Below are 20,690 nucleotides of genomic sequence, written 5' to 3'. Positions count from 1 at the left end.
TGTTCGGGGCGTGATGGATCGTCTGGTGTGGATCGACTGCGAGATGACCGGACTCGACTTGGGCAAGGACGCTCTGATCGAGATCGCGGCACTGGTCACGGACGCCGAGCTCAACGTGCTCGGCGACGGCGTGGACATTGTGATCCACGCGGATGACGAAGTGCTCGCCTCGATGCCAGAGGTCGTCATGGAGATGCACGCCAAGTCGGGCCTGACAGAGGAGGTGCGCGCGTCCACGGTCTCGATGGAGGAAGCCGAGGCCGCCGTGCTCGCCTACATCAAGGAGTGGGTCCCGGACCCGCGCACGGCACCGCTGGCGGGCAACTCCATCGCCACGGACCGCGGGTTCATCGCCCGCGACATGCCGGCGTTGGACGCGCACCTGCACTACCGCATGGTCGACGTGTCGTCGATCAAGGAGCTGTGCCGGCGCTGGTACCCGCGCATCTACTACGCGCAGCCGGGCAAGGGTCTCGCGCACCGGGCGCTCGCGGACATCATCGAGTCGATCCGGGAGCTCGCGTACTACCGGCGGACGGCGTTCGTGCCGCAGCCAGGCCCGTCGACCGAACAGGCCCAGGCCGTGGCCGCTGACCTGCTGAAGAACGCCGAGTAGACCCCGATTTCAATATCAGTGTTGCTCGTTGCTATGCTTCTCCTGCCGGTCAACGACCGGTGATGGTGGGTGTAGCTCAGCTGGCAGAGCACTGGGTTGTGATCCCAGGTGTCGCGGGTTCAAGTCCCGTCACTCACCCTTTGTCGAAAGGCCTCCGCAAATGCGGGGGCCTTTCTTCACGTTTCGGGAGTGTTCATGACCACGCTCGTCGCCAAGGATCTCGCCGCCGGTCACGGTGATCGCGTCCTGTTCTCGGGCCTCGACCTGGTGGTCGCTCCCGGCGACGTCATCGGGCTCGTCGGCGTCAACGGCGCGGGCAAGTCGACGTTGCTTCGCACTCTCGCCGGGTTGATCCCCGCCGAGTCCGGACGGGTCTCGCTGAACCCTCCGTCGGCCAACGTCGGGCACCTCGCGCAGGAGCCGGAGCGGCTCTCCGGGGAGACCGTGCGGGAGTTCCTGGCCCGCCGCACCGGTGTCGCGGCAGCTCAGGCGGCGTTGGACGTGGCCACCGAGGCGCTGACCGCCGGCAACGACGAGGGCTACTCCGAAGCGTTGGACCAGTGGCTCGCGCTGGGTGGCGCCGACCTGGAGGAACGGTCGCTGGAGGTCGTCGCCGACCTGGGTCTCGCCGTCGGCCTGGACGCGTTGATGACCTCGCTGTCCGGTGGTCAGGCGGCACGGGCGGGCATGGCGTCGTTGCTGCTCAGCCGCTACGACATCTTCCTGCTGGACGAGCCGACCAACGATCTCGACCTCGACGGCCTGGAGCGGCTGGAGAAGTTCGTCACAGGGCTGCGCGCGGGCACGGTGCTGGTGTCGCACGACCGCGAGTTCCTGGCCCGCACGGTCACCAGCGTGCTGGAGCTCGACCTGCACCAGAACGCCGTGCACCTCTACGGCGGCGGCTACGAGTCGTACCTCGAGGAACGCGCGCGGGCCCGCAAGCACGCCCGTGACGACTACGAGGAGTACGCGGACACCAAGTCGTCGCTGGAGGCCCGTGCGCGCATGCAGCGCTCGTGGATGGAGAAGGGCGTGAAGAACGCCCGGCGCAAGGCGGGCGACAACGACAAGAACGCCCGCAAGTTCCGTGCCGACGCCACCGAGAAGCAGGCCTCCAAGGCCCGCCAGACCGACCGCATGATCGAACGGCTGGAGGTCGTCGAGGAGCCCCGCAAGGAGTGGGAGCTGCGGATGGAGATCGCCGCCGCCCCGCGTTCCGGCGCTGTGGTGGCGTCGCTGCGGGCCGCGGTCGTCGAGCGGGGTTCGTTCCGGCTGGGGCCGGTCGACCTGCAGATCGACTGGGCGGACCGGGTCGCGATCACCGGGGCGAACGGCGCGGGCAAGTCGACGTTGCTGGCCGCGCTGCTCGGAAGGGCAGAGCTGGCGTCGGGTTATGCGACTCTGGGCTCCGGTGTCGTGGTCGGCGAGGTCGACCAGGCGCGCGGGCTGTTCCTGGGTGATCTGCCGCTGGTGGACGCGTTCCAGGAGGCCGTGCCGGAGATGAACCCGGCCGACGTGCGGACGTTGCTGGCGAAGTTCGGGCTGAAGGCGGCGCACGTGATGCGTCCCGCGGCTTCGCTGTCACCCGGCGAACGGACGCGCGCCGCGCTGGCGTTGCTGCAGGGGCGCGGGGTGAACCTGCTGGTGCTGGACGAGCCGACGAACCACCTGGATCTGCCGGCGATCGAGCAACTGGAGCAGGCGCTGGAGAACTACCCCGGCACGTTGCTGCTCGTGACGCATGACAGGCGGATGCTCGAAGCGGTGCAGGTGAACCGTCACCTGACCGTTGCGGGCGGCCAGGTGACGGTGTCCTGAGCTACTTCAGGTCGAGCTTGTAGATCTGAGTGGTGCTGTTGTTGGGGATGGAGTCCTTGTCCCCGTTGGACGTCGTGAGCCAGAGGTCGCCCTGCGGCGTCTTCTCGACCGTCCTCAAGCGACCGTAGGCACCCTCGAAGAACACCTGCGGTTCGCCGCCGATCGGGATGCGGTAGAGCCGCTGACCGCGCAACGCCGCGAGGTAGAGCACGTCGTCCACAATGGCCAGTCCGCTCGGGGAGGCCTGGCTGACCGGCCAGGTGTGCCTGGGCTGCAGGAACGTCGGGTCGCCGCACTCACCGGACGTGCCTTCACACGCGGGCCAGCCGTAGTTGCCGCCGGGCTTGATCAGGTTCACCTCGTCCATGACCGAGTTGCCCAGCTCGGCCTCCCAGAGACGGCCTCGCGAGTCGAACGCCAGGCCCTGCACGTTGCGGTGGCCGTAGCTGTAGACGTACTTGCCCGGGAACGGGTTGTCGCGCGGCACGCTGCCGTCCGGGTTGACCCGGAGAACCTTGCCGCCCAACGAGTTCAGGTCCTGCGCGTTGGCCCCGACCTGGCCGTCACCGGTGGCGATGTAGATCTTGCCGTCCGGGCCGATCCGCAACCTGCCGCCGTTGTGGAACTTGTTGCGCGGGGCGCCGGTGAGCAACACCTGATGTTCGCCCAGTTTTCCGTCCACCAGCTTCATCCTGACGAGCCGGTTGTCGGTCGGACTGGTGTGGTACGCGTAGATCCAGCCGTCCTTGTGCTCCACGCCGAGCAGGCCGCCCTCGCCGTCGGTGCTGACGACGTTCGGGACGCGGCCGGCGACGGACTTGGTGCCGTCCTTGGCGATGCGGATGATGTCGCCGGTGTCGCGCTGGGCGTAGAAAGCCGTGCCGTCCCTGAGGAACTCCAGGCCCCACGGCACATCGGTGTCGTCGGTGATCTTGGTGACCTCACCGACAGCGTCCTGACCCTTGCGCGTGCTGGCCTTGATGGGCGCGGTGAACGCGGAGCTCTTGCCGGAGGTGTCGATCGCCTTGACCGTGAACTCGTAGTCCGTCTGCTGCTTGAGGCCCGCGATCGTGGTCTGCTGGCCGGTCGTGGTGCCGACCTGGACGTTGTTCGAGAAGACCGCATAGCTCGCCACCGCGACGTTGTCGGACGACGCTCCCCAGGCGAGCGAGACGCTGTTCGCGCTCACCTTCTGGACGATCGCGTTGTACGGCACGGTCGGCGGCTCGTTGTCGACGACGGCGACCGGAGTGGCGACCGTGACCGAGTTGCTCGCCTGCGAGATGTTGCCCGCGGCGTCCTTCGCGTTGACGTAGAAGGAGTACGTGGTGTTCGGGTTGAGGCGCGTGACGTTGTTGGAGAGCGCGTCGCCGGCGACCGTCTTCACGAACTGGCCGGACTGGTAGATCTCGTAGCTCGCGACGGCCACGTTGTCGCTCGCCGGACCCCACTGCAGGTTGACCGAGGTGGCCGTGAAAGCTTTGACGCTCAGGGTTCCGGGGGCGCCGGGCGGTGCGGTGTCGACGACGCCGGGCGTGCCGTGTACCTCGAACTCCCTGAGCTCGTAGTCGTGGAAGCACGGCTTCGTAAGCGAGACTCGGACCCAGCGACCGAAGCCGGTGAACTCCAGGTTGTCGTCGCCGCCGTCACCCTTCTCCGTGCTGTACATGTCGCGCCAGTACACGCCTTCCGGCGACGTCTGGACCGAGTAGCTCCTCGCGCACAGGAAGCCCCAGCGCAGCACGACCCGGTTGATCGTGGACATCGAGCCGAGGTCGATGGAGATCCACTGCCGATCCGCTCCCTCGCTGCGCCAGGTGGTCCGGCGGTCGAGGTCGGTGGCTTTGGTGGCGACGTGCCGGGCGTTGGACTCGCTCGACGCCGTGGCCGGGCGGGCGAGCGAGAGCAGCACGTCGTCGGCCTGCGCGGGCGGTGCCGCGACGGTGGTGAGCGCGAGCGCCGATGCGAGCACGAGCAGTCTTCGCAGCGGTGAAGCCACAGTGCCTCCCAGGGTGAGCCGGGCGGCGGCGCTGACAGCTTTCCACAAACGTTTTCAGCCCGCCAGGCACCCTCGAACGATGAAGGGAACCTTCATCCACCTGACGTGGATGAAGGTTCCCTTCATCAAGCTCGTTGCGGGGCTAGCGGTTGCCCTGGACCCACTGGTTCCACGGCACCTGCCAGTCGCCGAACCCGTCCCACGCCTCCAGGGGCGGGCCACCGGAGTTGGTGACGATGACCGGGTCACCCTGCTTGCTGTTGTCGATGACCCACTTGGCGTTCTCCGGCGACAGGTTGAGGCAGCCGTGGCTCACGTTGCGGCGCCCCTGGTCGCCGATGGACCACGGCGCGCTGTGGAAGAAGATGCCGCTGTTGGACATCCGGTACGCCCAGTCGACCGGCGTCTTGTAGCCGCCGTTCTCCAGCGCCAGGCCGTACGTGGTGGAGTCCATGATCATGTGGTCGTGCTTCTCCATCAGCACGTACGTGCCGGTGGGCGTGGTGTTGGCCGCGTTGCCCATCGACGTCGGCATGGTGCGGATGAGCTGACCGTTGAGCTTGACGTTGACCTGGTGCGTCTGACCGTCGGCCTCGTAGATCATCTCGTCGCCGACCGTGGTGGTGATGACGCGGTCTTCCTGGCCGTAGACACCCTCACCGACGGACTTGCCGTAGACCTTGACGTGCATGGTGATCTTGGTGCCCGACTTCCAGAACTTCTCCGGACGCCAGTGCACCTCCTTCTTGTTGAACCAGTAGAAGGCGCCCTCGACCTTGGGCTCGGTGGTGATCTCCAGCATCTTCTCGGCCGCGACCTTGTCGGCCACCGGCTCGTCGAAGTAGAACGCCAGCGGCTGCCCCACACCGATCGTGGTGCCGTCCTGCGGGTTCGTCGACACGTAGGTCAGCGTCCGCGGCTTCACCGTGGTGAAGGACGACTCCTTGGTCTGCGCCTTGCCGTCCTCGCCGGTCGCCGTGGCGCTCAGCTTGTAGGTCTTGCCGTACCCGAGCGGCTCGGTGTTGTTCCACTGCGTCGACTCGGGGTTCATCTTCCCCTCGACGACCTTGCCCTCGGGGTTCGTCAGCTTGACGTCGGTCAGCTTCCCGTCCGCCGCCGTGGCGATGACCGGCAGCCCGGGCGACACGTCAGCCGCGCCGTCGTTGAGCGCCAGCGTCAACGTGACCGGCTTGGGCGGCGGCGGAGTGCTAGAAGAAGTACCCCCCGCGCCGTTCGTCGTTTCGCCGCCCCCCGAACAGCCTGCGATCAGCATCACAGCGACACCCGCCATGACCACCCCACGACCGCGCCTGCCCCACATCCCCATCGACGTACTTCCGATCTACTTGTCGCCCGCTGCCGAGACTGCCTGCACGAAGTCGTTTTGGCGTCCCCCGACTAGGTGACGACACGGGATGCCCCGAAGTTGCGCGAGTGGCCGGATCGTTACGTGTCCGATGTAGCCCAAACGGGTCCTGACCAGCCGATTGGGATCACGCCGAGCCGCTGTGCTAACGTTCTCGGCGTCGGAACGGCAAGTGTCCGGCACACAAACAAGCGCCGCTAGCTCAGTTGGTTAGAGCAGCTGACTCTTAATCAGCGGGTCCGGGGTTCGAGTCCCTGGCGGCGTACTTCAGAGAAGCAGGTAGAGATTCGTCTCTACCTGCTTTTATGCATTTCTACGTACTCGTCTTCATTCTCCTTTGGGTGCTGAAGGTGGCCTTTGCCCAGTCTCACTGGGCAAAGGCCACCTTCACCGACTCCTAGCCGATCGTGATCTCGTTGCGGACGATGGCCGTCCCCGGCAGGTCAGGGCCGGTCATCTCAGTGGTCACCGTCCCGGTCCCCCGCTCGGTGGCCTTCACCACGACGGTGTAGGTCACCGATGCTCCCGGCGTCGGGGCGGTGCTGGTCACCCGCTGGTCCGCGACCGGAAGCGTGGCCGACATCTCGCCCTGGCCGAACTGGTTCTCCGCCCCGACCAGGAAGGGCTGGCCCTCCGGGTTGGCCGGCAGGTTCGACGGGTCGTAGGCGTAGGTGATGTCCTGCGTCCCGTCGATGCCGATCCAGACCTGGAACACCCGGCCGGACGCGGTGCCGAAGACGTTCACCCGGTACTCGAACACGAGCCACGAGTTGACGCCGTCGGTGAGCACAGTCGCGTACACGCCTTGCGCGCCGGTGCCGTCCAGGTCGGTCCAGAACGGCGCGAGCACGTTGTTCGGCCGGGCTGGGCTGGGGCCTGGCGGCAGCGAGCAGCAGTTGTTGTCCTCGGCCGTACCGCCACCTGCGATCAGGTAGCCGTTGGAGTCGACTCCGATCCGGCTGTAGGTCACGCCGTTGTACACGAACGACGGGACGTTGAAGTTGAGGATGTCCTCATCGCCGATCGGTACCGGCGTGACCCCGAACGCGTCCAGTGGGATGTAGCCGAACAGCGCGCCGGGATCCACCGACGGCACGCCGGCGGCGGCGCCGGCGAGCGGTACGTTCGGTTTGCTCACCGTGCGCTTGTTCACCACGGTGGCACCACTGGCCGACTCCACCTTGAGCTGGTTGCTCAGCTTGGTGGTGAGGCTGACCGTGGTGTCGTCGAACGAGGTGTTGGTCGCGGTCACCTGGCAGGTGCTGGTCCCGTTCACCGGGATCGCCGTCGGCGCGCACTCGCTCGCGAGGGTGACCTGCGTCTGCCCGGTCTTGAACGCCACCGGCAGGTGCAGCGTCGGCAGGCCGGCGCGGTTCGGCACGAGCCGGACCTCGCCGAAGTGCTGCGCCGGTGCCGCGTGCGACTCGATGGTGATGGCGATCTGCGCCGACTGGCCGGGATCGAGCGTGAAGGTCTTCGGCTGCACGCTGATCGTCGCCCCGGCCGGAGCCGTGGTCTGCGCGGTGTACCGCTGCCGCGCCCCGGTCACGTTCTTCGCGGTGCGGATCGTGGTCAACCGGCCGGGCATCACGTTCGCGTTGACCGACGGGATGTTCAGGTGCACGGCGTTGTTCGGGTCGTTGCCGAGCAGCGCCATGTTCGCCGCGGTCTCGTCGAAGGTGAGCCCTGGCGTCCCGGCCTTGGTCAGGTCGATCCGGCCCGAGCCGAAGTCGAACGGGCCCGCCGGGGTGGTCAGGTCCTCTTTGAGCAGCTTCTGGACGGCCGTGGTCATCAGCCCGGACTTGACCTGTCCCGGAGTCCAGGACGGGTTCAGCGCCCGCAGCAGGATGGCCGCGCCCGCGTTGTGCGGTGAGGACATCGACGTGCCGGCGATCGCCTGGAAGTACTCGCCACCCGGCCCGGACGACGTGGACTCCACCACCGGGGTGTCCCCGGCGAGGATCTGCACGCCTGGCGCGGTCACGTCCGGCTTGAGGAAGTTGCCGCCGGGTCCGCGCGAGGAGAACGCCGCCATCACGTCACCGGTGGTGCCGGTCCGCGGGCCTCCCGCGGTGAAGGTCGCGGTCTCGCCGCTGTGCCCGGCCATGAACGCCAGGAACGGGCCTCCGTCGGGGAGGTGGACCGCCGGCAGCCAGTGCGTGTCGGTGAGGGCTTCGGCCAGCGTCGGGTTGTACAACACCATGCCGGCAGCGCCGCCCTGGCGGACGTTGAAGCCCTTCAGCACCCGGCCGGGCCCGCGCTGGCAGGCGACGATCTTGCCGGTGAACAGGCCGGGCGGAGCCGGCGTCGTGCACAGCGCGTCGCTGTACGGGGCCTCGCTCGCGAGCACGATCGGCAGTGGGCCCGCGCCAGGTGTGATCGACGCGCCGTCCGCGGTGAAGGTGTCTCCGTTGCTTCCGGTCACGGTCAGCGTGCTGAAGAACTCCCGGCTCTGCGTGGATGCCGCCACCGTGGTCACCCAGGGGGACAGGTGCCCGGAGGTGCCCGCGCCAGGACCGGCGTTGCCTGCCGACGCGGACACGTACACACCGGCCGCGTACGCGTCGAGGAAGGCCAGCTCGGTCGGGTCGGTGAACGGGTCCTCGCCACCGGAGATCGAGTAGTTGATCACCTGGACGCCGTCCAGGATCGCCTGGCCGACGGCGGCGGTGGTGTCCGAGCCGTAGCAGCCGAGCGGACCGCACACCTTGTACTCCATCACCCAGGCACCGGGGGCGATGCCGTGGATCGAGGCGAAGTCGCGGCCGAGGACGGTGACGTCCTCGACGATGTTGCCGGCCGACGTGGACGCCGTGTGGGTGCCGTGGCCGTTGCTGTCACGCGCGGTTCCCGCGAACGGGTCATCGCCCTGCACGGCGTCGTAGGTGTCGGCGAAGTGCGCGCCACCGATGAGCTTGTTCTGGCACACGAACGGATCGCTGGCCGGGGTCAGCGGGTTGTCGCCGAAGTTGCACTCCCTGGCCGGGGCGGGTGGCGCCCGCAGGTTGCCCAGGTCGGCGAAGGACGGGTGCTCCGGCCAGACACCGCTGTCCAGGTTGCCGTAGATGACACCCTTGCCCGCGTCGGCGGTGGTGCCGAGCTGGTTGTAGACGGTGGGCGCGCCGATGAACTGGGAGCTGGAGTCGGTGAGGATCTTGTTGATGCTGTCCTCCTGCACCGCGACCACGTTCGGGATGGCCAGGATGTCCTTCACCGAGTTGGCCGGCACTCTGGCCGCGACGCCGCCGTAGACGACGCGCAGGGATCGGCCGGTGACCGCGCTCGGGGCCTTCTTGTTCAGCTCAGCAGTGAAGGCCTTCTCCTGGTCGGCCGCATACCCGTCGTAACGCTGCTGGGCCGCGGTCCGTGCGTCGAGTTTCTTGCCGGTGACCGACGGGCTGGTCGGGGCCAGGTCCTTGACGCCGCCGGCATAGGTCGCCATGGAGTCGTAGTCCAGCTTGATCAACACCGGCACCAGCGCGGAGTCGGTGCGTCCGAGCAGGGACTGGTCGGTCTTCGCCAGCCGGCTGGTCAGCGACTTGTCGGCGCTGACCCGGTCGGCGGCCGTGAGTTGATCCACCTGGAAGTTCGGTCTGGCCGGCGCACCGGAGGCATCGATGCCTCCGGTGACGAGGGTCAGTGGTACGACCGTCGCCACGAGCGCGAGCTTGACTCGATTACGAAGCGTCATGAGTAGACCTCCACTTGGGTGATACCTAATACATGTGTGGTCGCAATCACATGGCGCGCGTTACTCAACGTGTGGATCAGCGGTTGACCAGCGTCTTTGCCTCGCGGGTGGCGGGTTCCAGCGATGGCCGGTCGTATCGTTTTCAGATGTGACTGAGCGCGCGGACCACGGCAGCCGGACGTCAGGCCTCGACCTGCACGTGGGCGACCTCGGCCGCAACGTCCGCGCCGGTCTCATGCACGCCTTCCGCGAGGCGATCCGCACCGGCCGGTTGGCGCCGGGGACTCGGCTGCCGTCGAGCCGGGTGCTGGCAACGGATCTCGGGCTCGGCAGGAACACCGTGGTCCGCGTCTACTCGGAGCTCATCAGCGAAGGCTGGCTCACCGGGCTGCACGGGTCCGGAACCGAAGTGGCGCAACGTGCTGCCGGCGCCGAACGAGAGCGACCCCGCACGACGAAGACGCGATCGCTGCCCGTGCACGATCTGAGGCCGGGGCGGCCGGATCTGTCGTCTTTCCCGCGTGACGAGTGGATTCGCGCGGTGAAGCGGACGGTGAGCACGGCGCCGTTCGAGGCCTTCGGGTACGCCGATCCGCACGGCAGCATGGAGTTGCGTGAGGCGATTGCCCGCTATCTCGCTCGTGCGCGGGGGCTGCGCGCGCAGGCCGGCAACGTCATCGTGTGCAGCGGGGCCGCGGAGGGATTGCGTTTTGTCGCCGCCGCGCTCGCGAGCGCCGGGGTCACGAAGGTCGCGGTCGAGGAGTTCGGGCTGCAGACCCAGCGTCAGGCGTGGGAGAAGGCCGGGATCGAGGCCGTGCCGATCAGGGTCGACGACGACGGTGCCGACCTGTCGATGCTCGACCGGACGAAGGATCTGGGTGCGGTTCTGCTGACGCCGTCGCACCAGTTCCCCTTGGGGATGGCACTGCACTCCGATCGGCGGGCTGCGGTCGTCGACTGGGCGCGGCGGCGGGGGACGGTGGTCGTCGAGGACGACTACGACGGCGAGTTCCGGTACGACCGGTCGCCGGTGGGGGCGTTGCAGGGGTTGGACCACGACCACGTGATCTACCTGGGGACGGCGAGCAAGTCGCTGGCGCCGGGGCTGAGGCTCGGCTGGCTCGTGGTGCCGGACCACCTGGTGGGCGCGGTGTTGGCGGAGAAGGGCGAGTTCGAGGACTCCGTCGGGTTCGTCACCCAGCTGGCGATGACCGATTTCGTCGAGTCCGGGGCGTACGACCGGCACATCCGGGCCATGCGCGCGCAGTACCGGCAACGGCTCGGGCAGCTGGTGGAGACGATCGGACGGCACCTGCCCGCGGCGCGCGTGGCCGGGATGTCCGCCGGGCTGCACGTCCTGGTCGAACTGCCTGGGCTGAGTGGGGCGGAGTTCGTGCGCCGGGCCGCGCGCGAGCAGCTGACGGTCGAGCCGCTCGACCTGTTCCGGCACCCTGGCGCCACGTCGGACCGCGACGGCGTGGTCGTCGGCTTCGCCACGCCGTCGCCCAGCGGCTGGTCGGGAGCACTGGACGCGTTGGTTCGGACGTTGACTGGTTCCCGTTCGTAGACGCCAAGTGGTCCCAGGTTCCGGGCCGATCCGCGGTTAGTTTCGGAGTCATGTTGGCTGCTGGAAACACCAAGGTCACCGACCTCCTCTGCGTCACCCCACCGCCCGTCCCGGACGGCTCGCACGCCATGACCCAGCTCGTCGAGCTGCCGCCGGCCGACGAAGGACTGCAGCCGCACCGCCACAGCGGGCCCGTTTTCGGGTACGTGCTCGAAGGCAGGATCCTCTTCGAGCTGGAGGGCGAGGCGCCGCGGGAGATCGCGGCGGGCGAGGCGTTCTGGGAGCCTGGCGGGGACGTCGTGCACTACCAGGTCGCGAACCTGGAACCGGCGGCGTGGAGCCGGTTCGTCGCCGTGTGCCTGTGCGCGCCAGGCGTGGACATGATCACCATGCTGGAGCCGGACGAGATCCTCGCTCGCGACCACCTCCGGCACCCCAGCGCTCGCCGGAACGGAACCTCGTCATGAAGGCCATCACCGTCAACGACCAGGCAGCAGGCCTCGGTGGCCTGGCCCTGACCGAGCACCCGTACCCGCACGCGGCGGAGAACGACGTCGTCGTGCGGGTCCACGCGGCCGGCTTCACCCCCGGCGAACTGGACTGGCCCGGCACGTGGTCGGACCGGGCCGGGCGCGACCGGACGCCCAGCGTGCCCGGTCACGAGCTGTCCGGGGTCGTCGTGGAGCTCGGCTACGGCACCACCGGGCTCACCGTCGGCCAGCGGGTGTTCGGGCTCGCCGACTGGACCCGAGACGGATCGCTGGCCGAGTTCACCGCTGTCGAGGCCCGCAACCTCGCGCCACTCCCCTCAGACATCGATCACACCGTCGGCGCCGCGCTGCCGATCTCCGGCCTGACCGCGTGGCAGGCGTTGTTCGACCACGCCCAGCTGAAGGCCGGACAGACCGTGCTGGTCCACGGCGCCGCGGGTGGAGTCGGCTCGATCGCCGTCCAGCTCGCGCACCGGGCGGGAGCACACGTCATCGGCACGGGTCGCGCGGGCAACCGCGAGATCGCACTGAGCCTCGGTGCCGACGCGTTCGTCGACCTGGAGACCGAACGCCTGGAGGACGTCGGCGAGGTCGACGTGGTCCTGGACGTGTTCGGAGGAGAGGTCCTCAAGCGCTCGGCCGACCTGGTCCGCGCGGGCGGCACGTTGGTCACCATCGCCGAGCCGACGGAGGCCAGGCCGCGCGACGGCAGGACGATCTTCTTCGTCGTCGAGCCGGACCGCACGCGACTGGCCGAGCTGGCGCGGCTCGTCCGCGAGGGCAGCCTGCGCGTGCTGGTCGGTTCCACCTACCCGCTCGCCGACGCGGTGACGGCGTTCAGCGCGAGACGCGGCGGCGGAAAGTCGATCATCGTGGTCGGCTGACAGGATCTCGGGCATGACCGACCTGAGCGAGCTCTACCGCGACCTGCACCAGCACCCGGAACTGTCGTCGCAGGAGTTCCGCACCGCCGCCGTGCTCGCGGAAGCGTTGCGGCCGTTGGGTTTCGACGTGACGACCGAGGTCGGCGGCACGGGCGTCGTCGGCGTGCTGCGCAACGGTGACGGCCCGGTCGTGATGCTCAGGGCGGACATCGACGCGTTGCCGGTCGAGGAGAAGACCGGGCTGCCGTACGCCTCGACCGCACGCGCGACGAACTCCGACGGCGAGGACGTGCCGGTGGCGCACGCGTGCGGGCACGACATGCACGCCACGTGCCTGATCGGGGCGGCCACCGAGCTCGCCGAGGCACGCGAGGAGTGGTCGGGGACGCTGCTCGCGGTCTTCCAACCCGCAGAGGAACTGGGTTGCGGCGCGCGGAACATGGTCGACGACGGCTTGTTCGACCGGTTCGGCAAGCCGGATGTCGTGCTGGCGCAACACGTCGGGCCGTTGCCCGCCGGGTTCCTCGCGCACGGCAGCGGACCGGTGATGGCAGCGTCCGACACGGCGCGGATCACCTTGCACGGGCGGGGTGGGCACGGGTCCGCGCCCGAGACGACGGTCGATCCGGTGCTGATGGCCGCGCACGTCGTGGTGCGGTTGCAGGGAATCGTGTCGCGCGAGATCTCGCCGTCCGAACGAGCCGTCGTCACGGTCGGGCGGTTGCAGGCCGGTACCAAGGAGAACGTGATTCCGGAGACCGCCGAGATCGGGGTCAACATCCGGACGTTCAGCGAGCACACCGCCGGCATCGTGCGCGCCGCCGTCGAACGGATCGTGCGGGCCGAGGCAGCGGCGTCGGGCGCACCGCGTGATCCCGAGATCGACTGGCACGGAAGCACTCCCGTGCTGGTGTCCGATCCGGACGCGACGGGCAGGACGGTGGCCGCGTTCGCCGCGCACTTCGGCCAGGAACGCCTGATTCCCGGTGCCGTGGTGAACTCCAGCGAGGACGTCGGCGTGTTCGGTGCGGCCGCGGGCGTGCCGACGGTGTTCTGGTTCTTCGGCGGCATCGACTTCTCGACCTGGGAGCCCGGCAGGGCGGTCCCGATGAACCACTCCCCCGAGTTCGCGCCGGAGATCGAGCCCACTCTCACGACCGGGGTGGACGCGTTGGTGGTCGCCGCACGGGCGTGGCTCGCCTAGCTCAATTGTCCATTGAGGATTGAACCCTCAATTTCGACGTCCACCCAATCGGGTGAATCGGACCAGTTCGTTGACGGACATCCGGATCGCCGCTAGCTTCGAAGGAGGGGATAACGGTGTGACGTGCCGTTGAAATTCTGGGGGAAGTGTGACCGACGTAGTCGTTGATTCGCCGCGCCGTTTTCGCAATACCGAGAAGATGCTCGCCCGCAGCCAGCCCAACTGGGGCACGGCCGAGGCGGCCGGGCTGATCGACCTCTACCCGAACAACGGCACCGACGGCCGCCTGACCGCGGGCGAGCACGAGTTCCTCAACATGAGCTCGTACTCCTACCTGGGCCTGAACCGCCACCCGGCCGTGATCGACGGCGCGATCGAGGCGTTGCAGCAGGAGCGGATCACCGGGCTCGGCATCACCCCGACCCGCATGCAACCAGCGCTGATGCGCGAGGTCGAGGACCAGTTCTCCGAGCTGTGGCAGGCGAACTGCTACGTCGCGCTGTCCTGCACGGTGGCGACCGCAGGACTGCTGCCGCTCATCTCCTCCGGCGCGCTGATCGACGGTGAGCCGCGGGTCACCGTGTTCGACAAGCGCAGCCACTTCTGCATGGACGTGATGAAACCGGTGTGCGCCGATGAGGCGCCGGTGTTCAGCAGTCCTCACAACGACATGGAATATCTCGAGGACATCTGCAAGAAATACCCGCGGGTGGCCTACATCGCCGACGGCGCCTATTCCATGGGCGGTGTCGCGAAGCTGGACGAACTTCTGCGGCTTCAGGACAAGTACGGGCTTTTCCTGTGGTTCGACGACTCGCACGCGATCTCGGTCGTCGGTGAGCGCGGAGAGGGATTCGTGCGGTCGGGGCTCGACGAGCTCAACCCGCTGACGTTGATCACCGGGTCGCTGGAGAAGGGCTTCGGCTGCTCGGGCGGCATCGTCATGCTGGGCAGGCGGGACAAGGACGTCGCGAGCCTCGTCAACACCTTCGCGGGCCCGATGTGCTGGTCGCAGAGCATGGGGCTGGCGAACCTCGGCAGCCTGCGCGCGTGCATCGGGATCCACGCGAGCCCCGAGCTCGGCAAGCTCCAGCGGCAGCTGCAGGAGAACATCACCTTGTTCGACGAGATGGTGCCGACGGGCCTGCAGAACAGCCGGCTGCCGGTGCGCGCCATCGCGGTCGGCGACACCGCACTGGCCGTCCGGCTGTCCACGCAGCTCTTCGAGCACGGCTTCTACAGCGCGCCCGTGTACTTCCCGATCACGTCGCAGGGCAGGGAAGGGCTGCGGATCATGATCCGCGCCGACGTGGGCCGGGCGGACATGACGAAGTTCTGCGAGCTGCTGCAGGAGCTCGTCCTGCCGCACGCGATTCCGTGAGGCCCGCGGTCATGAAGGCCACCTACCTGTCCCGCACGCTCATGGTCACCTCGGCCCTCAAGATCGACAGGTTCGAGAAGGGCCAGCACAGCGGCGCCGACATCAACCTCATCGACCTCGAGGACGCGGTTCCGGCGGCGGACAAGCAACTGGCCCGCGAGGAGCTCGCCAAGCTGCGCCCGGAGCAGGTGCACGGCACGCTGGGCGTCCGGATCAACAGCGTCCACACCAGGGACGGCCTCGCCGACCTGCTGACGATCCTCGACAGCGAGGTGGAACCCGACCTGGTCGTCGTGCCGAAGGTCGAGTCACCTCAGCACATCCGCCTGGTCGACGAGATCCTCACCAAGGCGGACCGGTCGTGCCACCTGTGGGCGCTGATCGAGACACCGCGGGGCGTCGCCGACGCCATGGCCATCGGCGCGGCGAGCCCCCGGCTCACCGCGCTCACCTTCGGACTCGCCGACTTCGCCGCGGAGATGGGCGCCACCCTCGCGTGGGACGGCATGCTCTCGGCCCGCGTGCAGGTGGTCATGGCCGCCCGCGCGTCGGGGCTGGTCGCGGTGGACGCGCCGACGTTCGACCTGTCCGACAACAAGATGCTGGAACTCGAAGCACGCAAGGCCGCGGACATCGGCTACAGCGGGAAGATCGTCGTGCACCCGCAGCAGATCGCCGTGGTGAACGACGTCTTCAGCCCGTCGCCGGACGCGGTGGAGTGGGCGCGCGACGTCGTGCGCAGCTTCGAGCAGACCGACGGCGGGATCCGCGTCGTCGACGGATCGATGGTCGGGCCGCCGTTCCTGCGCAAGGCACTGGCGATCCTCGAGCTCCAGGAGAGGCGATGAAGCCGGTCTACGCGTTCGAACCGGTCGGCGACAAGCGGTACCGCGAGTCGCACGGGCTGTACTACGACCAGTTCGAGCTGGGCGACGTGATCGAGCACCGTCCCGGTAGGACGGTCACGGAGTCGGACAACGTGTGGCAGTCGCTGATCGCGTTGAACAACCACCCGCTGCACATCGACCACGAGTACGCGCGCGGCACCGAGTTCGGCAAACCGCTGGTGTCGAGCCTCGTCACGCTGTCCCTGGTGGGCGGTATGAGCACGAACGGCACGAGCGCGAAGGCCGTCGCGAACCTGGGCTGGGAGCACATCCGGCTGCCCGCGCCGGTGTTCGTCGGCGACACGCTCTACGCCGAGACGGAGATCGTCGGTCTGCGGCTCTCGAACTCCCGGCCGGACAACGGGATCGTGACGTTCGAGACCAAGGGGCTCAAGCAGGACGGCACGGTCTGCGTGACGTTCCGCCGCTCGGCGCTGATTCCGTGCAGCCCGAAGGACTGACCGCCGACCTGCCGGCGCTGGTGGCCGAGCTGGCGGAGGCGCTCGCGACGGGCGGCAGGCACAAAGCGTTGACACCGCAGCGGTTCATGACCGAGTGGGACGACCCGTACTCGGTGTTCGGCGCGATGCCGTCGGTCAGCCGGGAGCACGGCGTCTTCGTCACCAAGGTCGCGGCGCTCGTGGAGAAGCCGGGGAAGCCCTCGATCAGCGCGGTGGTGGTCGTCTTCTCGACCACCACTGGCGAGCTGCTCGCGACGCTCGACGGGGCGGCGCTGACGGACGTGAAGTGCGCGGCGGTCACAGCCCTGGTGACCGATCGGTGCACGCCGTCCGACACAGGAAAGCTCGGCGTGGTGGGCACCGGAGCGCTTGCGTGGCAACAGGTCCGCGGAGTGCATGCAGTGCGCGACCTCACCGCTGTGACGGTGTACGGACGCAACGTCGACAAAGCCGAGGCGTTCGTGAAACGGGCGAGGGATCTGCTCGGTGACGAGGTCGAGGTCCGGGTCGCGCGGGAGCTGGGTGAAGCCGTGGAACGCCAGGACGTCGTCTGCACGGCCACGACGTCGAGCGAACCTCTGCTGGCAGGCTTTTCCTTACCCGCACACGTCAACTGCATGGGTTCGCACACACCGGCTTCGCGCGAGGTGAGCCTGGAGCAGCTCTCGGCGAGCACCCTGGTCGTCGAGGACAGGGCCACCGCGGTCGCCGAGGCGGGCGAGATCCACCGGCACGCGCTGGAACTGGAGGACGTGCTGGCGGCGGGAGACGCGCTGCGCTCCGAGCGGACGATCTTCAGCTCGACCGGGCACGCGTTCCTCGACCTGGTCACGGCGGCGCACGTGGTGACCAGGTGACCGTCACCTCCGAGACCGCCAGGACGACCTGGTCCACCCGCCTGCTGCCCACGCTGTTGATGGCGATGATCGTGGCGCCGGTCGCCCAGACCGCCGTGGTGCCGATGCTGCCGTCGCTGTCGCACGAGTTCGGGGTGTCGGCGGCCGCGGTCAGCTGGGTGATGACGGCGAACCTGCTGGCGGCCGCTGTGGGCACGCCGCTGCTCGGGCGTCTCGGCGACGTCCGCGGTCACAAGCCGGTGCTGGTGCTGTGCCTGCTCGTGGCGGCGGCAGGGTCGTTGCTGGCGGCGCTGACGAGCTCGTTCCCGTTGCTGATCGCCGCACGGGTGCTGCAGGGCGTGGGCGCCGGTGTGCTGCCGCTGGCGATCAGCATCATCCGCGCGGAGATCCCGAAGGACCGGGTCGCGGGCGGGCTCGCGATGGTCAGCGTCAGCATGGGGCTCGGCAGCGCGCTGGGGGTGGTGGCGAGCGGGGTGCTGCTGGTGCTCTGGCCGCACCAGTCGGTGTTCTGGTTGTTGCTGGCACTCGGTGTGCTCGCGGTGGTGCCGGTCGTTCTCGTGGTGCCGCGCCGCCGTCCCGAGGTCCGGGCGGGCGGTGCCGACCCGTGGGGCGCGCTCACCCTGGCGGCGTGGCTGCTGGCGTTGCTCGTCGCGATCAGCCAGGGCAACGTCTGGGGTTGGACCGACTGGCGCACCGGCGGTCTGCTCGGCGCGGCCGCGGTGTTCCTGGTCGTCTGGTGCCTGGTGGAACGCCGGGTGCGGTATCCGATCGTCGACCTGCCTATGCTGGGAGACCGCACGGTCGCGCTCAGCAACGTGGCCGGCGCGCTGACGGGTTTCGGCATGTACGGCGCGTTCATCGCGATGAGCAGCATGGCGCAGGCTCCGGTGGCGCTCGGCGTCGGTTTCGGCGCGACCGCACTGGGCGCGGGCCTGATGCTGCTGCCGAACTCGGCCGGCAACCTGGCCGCCGGTGTCCTCGGCCGCTTCACCCTGCATCGGCGAGGACCGCGGCTGACGTTGGCACTGGGCGGTTTTCTCAGCGCTGTCGGCGTCGGGATGCTTGTGGTGCAGCACGACGTGGTCGTCCTCTACCTGGCGAGCGGCCTGTTCGGCATCGGCACCGGGCTGGCGTTCGCCGCGATTCCCACCTACATCAACGACGCCGTGTCCCCCGACCGCACCGGTGTCGCCAACGGCATGAACGCGGTGTTGCGCACCGTCGGTTCCGCCACCGGCAGCGCGGTGATGGGCGCGGTGCTCAGCAGCGACCGGATCGCGGGCACCCAGTGGCCGACGGTCTCGTCGTACCAGCTCGCCTTCGGCATCACCGCGGTCGCGTTCGCGGTGTCCGCCCTGGTTCCGTTCGCCATCCGGAGGTCTCGATGAGCCCGTGGACCCGCAGGAACTTCCTGATGAGCGGCACCGCGGCCGCCGCACTGCCGTTGTCCACATCGGACGCTCTGGCAGAGCTCGCCGACGTCGACGGCACCGACCCGGTGGCACTCGCGGCCGCGATGATCAGGTTCGACACCTCGCAGTCGGGCCGGGGCAGCACGGACACCGGCACGGGAGCCGTGACGTTGCCGCATGCCCAGTTCCTGGAACGGATCTGGCAGGCGGCCGGGGTCGCCACGGAGATCATCCCGACGCCTCAGGAGAACAACGTCCACTTCCTCGCGCGGGTCAAGGGCAAGGGCACCAAGCCGCCGTTGCTGTTCACCGCGCACTCGGACGTCGTGACGGTGGAACGGGACAACTGGACCCAGGACCCGTACGGCGGCACGGTGTCCGACGGCTGGCTCTACGGCCGTGGCGCGGTGGACATGAAGGGCGCGGCCGCGGTGTTCATGGCCGCCCTGCTGCGCCACGTGAAGGCGGGTACGGCCTTCGACCGCGACGTGCTCTTCCTCTCGGACTGCGACGAGGAAGGCGGGTCGTTCGGCGCGCAGTGGCTGGTGGACAACCACTACGACAAGGTGCGCGCGGGCACGGTGATCACCGAGGGCGGCTGGACCCTGGCAGGCAAGGACGGCAGCACCCCGGTCCTGGCGTCGCTCACCTGCCGTGACCGCACCTCGATGCTGGTGGCGCTGACCGCGCGCGGCACCGCGACCCACACCTCGCACCCCGACAACAACCAGGCCATGCCCCGGCTCGGCCGCGCTGTCGAACGGCTGCGCGGGTACCGGCCGTCGATCCGGCTGACCCCGTTGTCCCGCGAGTACTTCACCGAACTGGCGCAGCACACCGACGACCGCCGTTTCGCGGCGGCGTTGCGCGCGATGCTGGCTGCTTCCAGTCAGTCCGAACTGGACAGTGCCGGTGCCGAGGTGATCCGCTGCAGCACCCACCCGTGGGTGCACCAGCCGATGCTGGGCACGACGCTGTCGTTCATCGGTCTGCAAGCGGGGCTGTACACGGGCATCATCCCGTCCCGCGCGCAGGCCCACGTCCGCATCGGTTTCCTGCCGGACGGCGACGACCCGGCCAAGTGCGTGGCCGACCTGCGCAAGCTGCTGGTCGCGGACCAGGTCGACCTGACCGTGGTCGGCCGTCCAGGCGAACCGGAGAACGACGTGATCAACCGCGTGCGCGCGGCACTGGCGCGGCCTCCGTCGACTTTGGACACCGACGTCTACGCCATGTGGCGCAAGGCGGTGAGCGAGACCTACCCCGGTGCGGGCTCCGCGCCGTCGCAGTTCGAAGCCGCCACGAGCGCGGGTCCGTGGCGGGCCAAGGGAATCCCGGTCTACGGCCTGTACCCGTACACCGTCGACGGCGACACGGTGACGCGGATGCACGGCACCGACGAACGGATCAGGACGCAGGCGCTGGTCGCGGGGACGGACCTGGTGCACCGGATGCTGGCGCAGTTGCGCGTCGGCTAGGAGCCTGCACCAGGGCCATGCCCAGCAGCACGACCACCGCGCCGGCGGGTTCGTGCCACGACAGCTCCTCGCCGAGCACCACGATTCCCAGTGCCACGCCGACGATCGGCGTCAGGTACGTGACGGTCGACGCCCTGGTGGCACCCCAGGCCGCGACCGCGGGCAGGCCCAGCGGCGAGACGAACCGCCGGAGGTGCACAAAGGACAGTCCGTAGCACAGGGTCGCCAGCAGGCAGGCGACCTGAGCCGCGATCGCGCCGCTGAGCCCCTGCCACGGTGCGAGCACGACGATCACCCCGGCGAAACCCACTGCCAGCCCCGTCAGACCGGCGCGGGTGAGGCGTTCACCGGGCAACGCCGCCAGCGCGACCAGCGTCGTCATCAACGGGGTCGTGGCGTTGTAGATGCCGGCCAGCGCCGAATCCACGTGCTGCTCGGCCCACCCGAACAGCAGGAACGGCACGACGCACAGCAGTACAGCCACCACCGCCGAATGCGCCCACACCACGGGGTTGCGCGGCAACGGCTGCCGAGTCGCCACAGCGATCACCGCCAGAGCAGCGGCACCCGCCACA

The 20,690-nt window shown here is 68.8% G+C and carries 16 protein-coding genes and 2 tRNA genes; 14 read left to right on the top strand and 4 right to left on the bottom strand.

The genetic code is table 11. From position 1 onward, the window contains the following. Positions 1 to 10 precede the first annotated feature (10 nt). The 3 genes from orn to AB0M24_RS15815 all read left to right on the top strand — a co-directional run bounded on the left by orn (position 11) and on the right by AB0M24_RS15815 (position 2,437). On the top strand, positions 11 to 616 hold the full coding sequence (gene orn, locus AB0M24_RS15825; protein ID WP_363766931.1) for an oligoribonuclease: 606 nt from the start codon (positions 11 to 13) through the stop codon (positions 614 to 616). A gap of 65 nt (positions 617 to 681) precedes the next feature. Further along, positions 682 to 754 (top strand) — tRNA-His (locus AB0M24_RS15820). A 57-nt stretch (positions 755 to 811) separates the two neighbouring features. Next, a complete protein-coding gene (locus tag AB0M24_RS15815; RefSeq protein WP_363766928.1) occupies positions 812 to 2,437 on the top strand; it encodes an ABC-F family ATP-binding cassette domain-containing protein in 1,626 nt (541 codons plus the stop codon). A gap of 1 nt (position 2,438) precedes the next feature. On the opposite strand, the gene AB0M24_RS15810 is transcribed toward AB0M24_RS15815, so the two are convergent. Both AB0M24_RS15810 and AB0M24_RS15805 read right to left on the bottom strand, forming a co-directional pair. Continuing rightward, positions 2,439 to 4,436, bottom strand: a complete 1,998-nt coding sequence (locus tag AB0M24_RS15810) for a PQQ-dependent sugar dehydrogenase (RefSeq protein ID WP_363766925.1) — start codon at positions 4,434 to 4,436, stop codon at positions 2,439 to 2,441. Positions 4,437 to 4,578: 142 nt separating this feature from the next. Next, positions 4,579 to 5,727, bottom strand: coding sequence for an Ig-like domain-containing protein (locus AB0M24_RS15805; RefSeq protein WP_363766922.1), 1,149 nt, complete (start codon positions 5,725 to 5,727; stop codon positions 4,579 to 4,581). 266 nt (positions 5,728 to 5,993) lie between these two features. Between AB0M24_RS15805 and AB0M24_RS15800 the strand changes: the two genes are divergently transcribed. Beyond that, positions 5,994 to 6,067: transfer RNA gene (locus tag AB0M24_RS15800), tRNA-Lys, on the top strand. A gap of 132 nt (positions 6,068 to 6,199) precedes the next feature. Here AB0M24_RS15800 and AB0M24_RS15795 read toward each other — a convergent pair. Further along, positions 6,200 to 9,493, bottom strand: a complete 3,294-nt coding sequence (locus AB0M24_RS15795) for a S8 family serine peptidase (RefSeq protein ID WP_363766919.1) — start codon at positions 9,491 to 9,493, stop codon at positions 6,200 to 6,202. A 148-nt stretch (positions 9,494 to 9,641) separates the two neighbouring features. Here AB0M24_RS15795 and AB0M24_RS15790 point away from each other — a divergent pair, with 148 nt between their 5' ends. The 10 genes from AB0M24_RS15790 (at position 9,642) to AB0M24_RS15745 (ending at position 20,115) form a co-directional block, all read left to right on the top strand. Further along, a complete protein-coding gene (locus AB0M24_RS15790; protein WP_363766916.1) occupies positions 9,642 to 11,060 on the top strand; it encodes a PLP-dependent aminotransferase family protein in 1,419 nt (472 codons plus the stop codon). Between the two features lie 50 nt (positions 11,061 to 11,110). After that, entirely contained in the window at positions 11,111 to 11,527 is a 417-nt protein-coding gene (locus tag AB0M24_RS15785) for a cupin domain-containing protein (RefSeq protein WP_363766913.1), read from the top strand. Then, positions 11,524 to 12,435 carry an NADP-dependent oxidoreductase gene (locus tag AB0M24_RS15780; protein WP_363766910.1) on the top strand — a complete coding sequence of 304 codons (912 nt, stop codon included), beginning with the start codon at positions 11,524 to 11,526 and terminating at the stop codon, positions 12,433 to 12,435. Before AB0M24_RS15785 ends, AB0M24_RS15780 begins: the two co-directional genes overlap by 4 nt. A 13-nt stretch (positions 12,436 to 12,448) precedes the next feature. Continuing rightward, on the top strand, positions 12,449 to 13,639 hold the full coding sequence (locus tag AB0M24_RS15775) for an amidohydrolase (protein ID WP_363766907.1): 1,191 nt from the start codon (positions 12,449 to 12,451) through the stop codon (positions 13,637 to 13,639). Between the two features lie 148 nt (positions 13,640 to 13,787). After that, complete coding sequence (locus tag AB0M24_RS15770; RefSeq protein ID WP_363766904.1) at positions 13,788 to 15,020, top strand: aminotransferase class I/II-fold pyridoxal phosphate-dependent enzyme; 1,233 nt, start codon at positions 13,788 to 13,790, stop codon at positions 15,018 to 15,020. A gap of 11 nt (positions 15,021 to 15,031) precedes the next feature. Beyond that, a complete protein-coding gene (locus AB0M24_RS15765) occupies positions 15,032 to 15,868 on the top strand; it encodes a CoA ester lyase (RefSeq protein ID WP_363766901.1) in 837 nt (278 codons plus the stop codon). After that, positions 15,865 to 16,368: a MaoC family dehydratase gene (locus tag AB0M24_RS15760; protein ID WP_363766898.1), complete on the top strand. Its 504-nt coding sequence runs from the start codon at positions 15,865 to 15,867 to the stop codon at positions 16,366 to 16,368. The genes AB0M24_RS15765 and AB0M24_RS15760 overlap by 4 nt, the downstream gene beginning before the upstream one ends. Continuing rightward, positions 16,350 to 17,225: a hypothetical protein gene (locus AB0M24_RS15755; protein WP_363766895.1), complete on the top strand. Its 876-nt coding sequence runs from the start codon at positions 16,350 to 16,352 to the stop codon at positions 17,223 to 17,225. Before AB0M24_RS15760 ends, AB0M24_RS15755 begins: the two co-directional genes overlap by 19 nt. Continuing rightward, positions 17,222 to 18,613, top strand: a complete 1,392-nt coding sequence (locus AB0M24_RS15750) for an MFS transporter (RefSeq protein WP_363766892.1) — start codon at positions 17,222 to 17,224, stop codon at positions 18,611 to 18,613. Before AB0M24_RS15755 ends, AB0M24_RS15750 begins: the two co-directional genes overlap by 4 nt. Then, a complete protein-coding gene (locus tag AB0M24_RS15745) occupies positions 18,610 to 20,115 on the top strand; it encodes a M20/M25/M40 family metallo-hydrolase (protein WP_363766889.1) in 1,506 nt (501 codons plus the stop codon). Before AB0M24_RS15750 ends, AB0M24_RS15745 begins: the two co-directional genes overlap by 4 nt. On the opposite strand, the gene AB0M24_RS15740 is transcribed toward AB0M24_RS15745, so the two are convergent. Next, entirely contained in the window at positions 20,045 to 20,689 is a 645-nt protein-coding gene (locus AB0M24_RS15740; RefSeq protein WP_363766886.1) for a DMT family transporter, read from the bottom strand. The two genes, AB0M24_RS15745 and AB0M24_RS15740, sit on opposite strands and share 71 nt — an antisense overlap. Position 20,690: the final 1 nt, after the last annotated feature.

The sequence above is a fragment of the Lentzea sp. NPDC051838 genome, assembly GCF_040681245.1.
GTDB lineage: Bacteria > Actinomycetota > Actinomycetes > Mycobacteriales > Pseudonocardiaceae > Lentzea.
The sequence above is the reverse complement of the archived record's forward strand: the minus strand, read 5'-3'. Positions and strand labels throughout refer to the sequence as shown.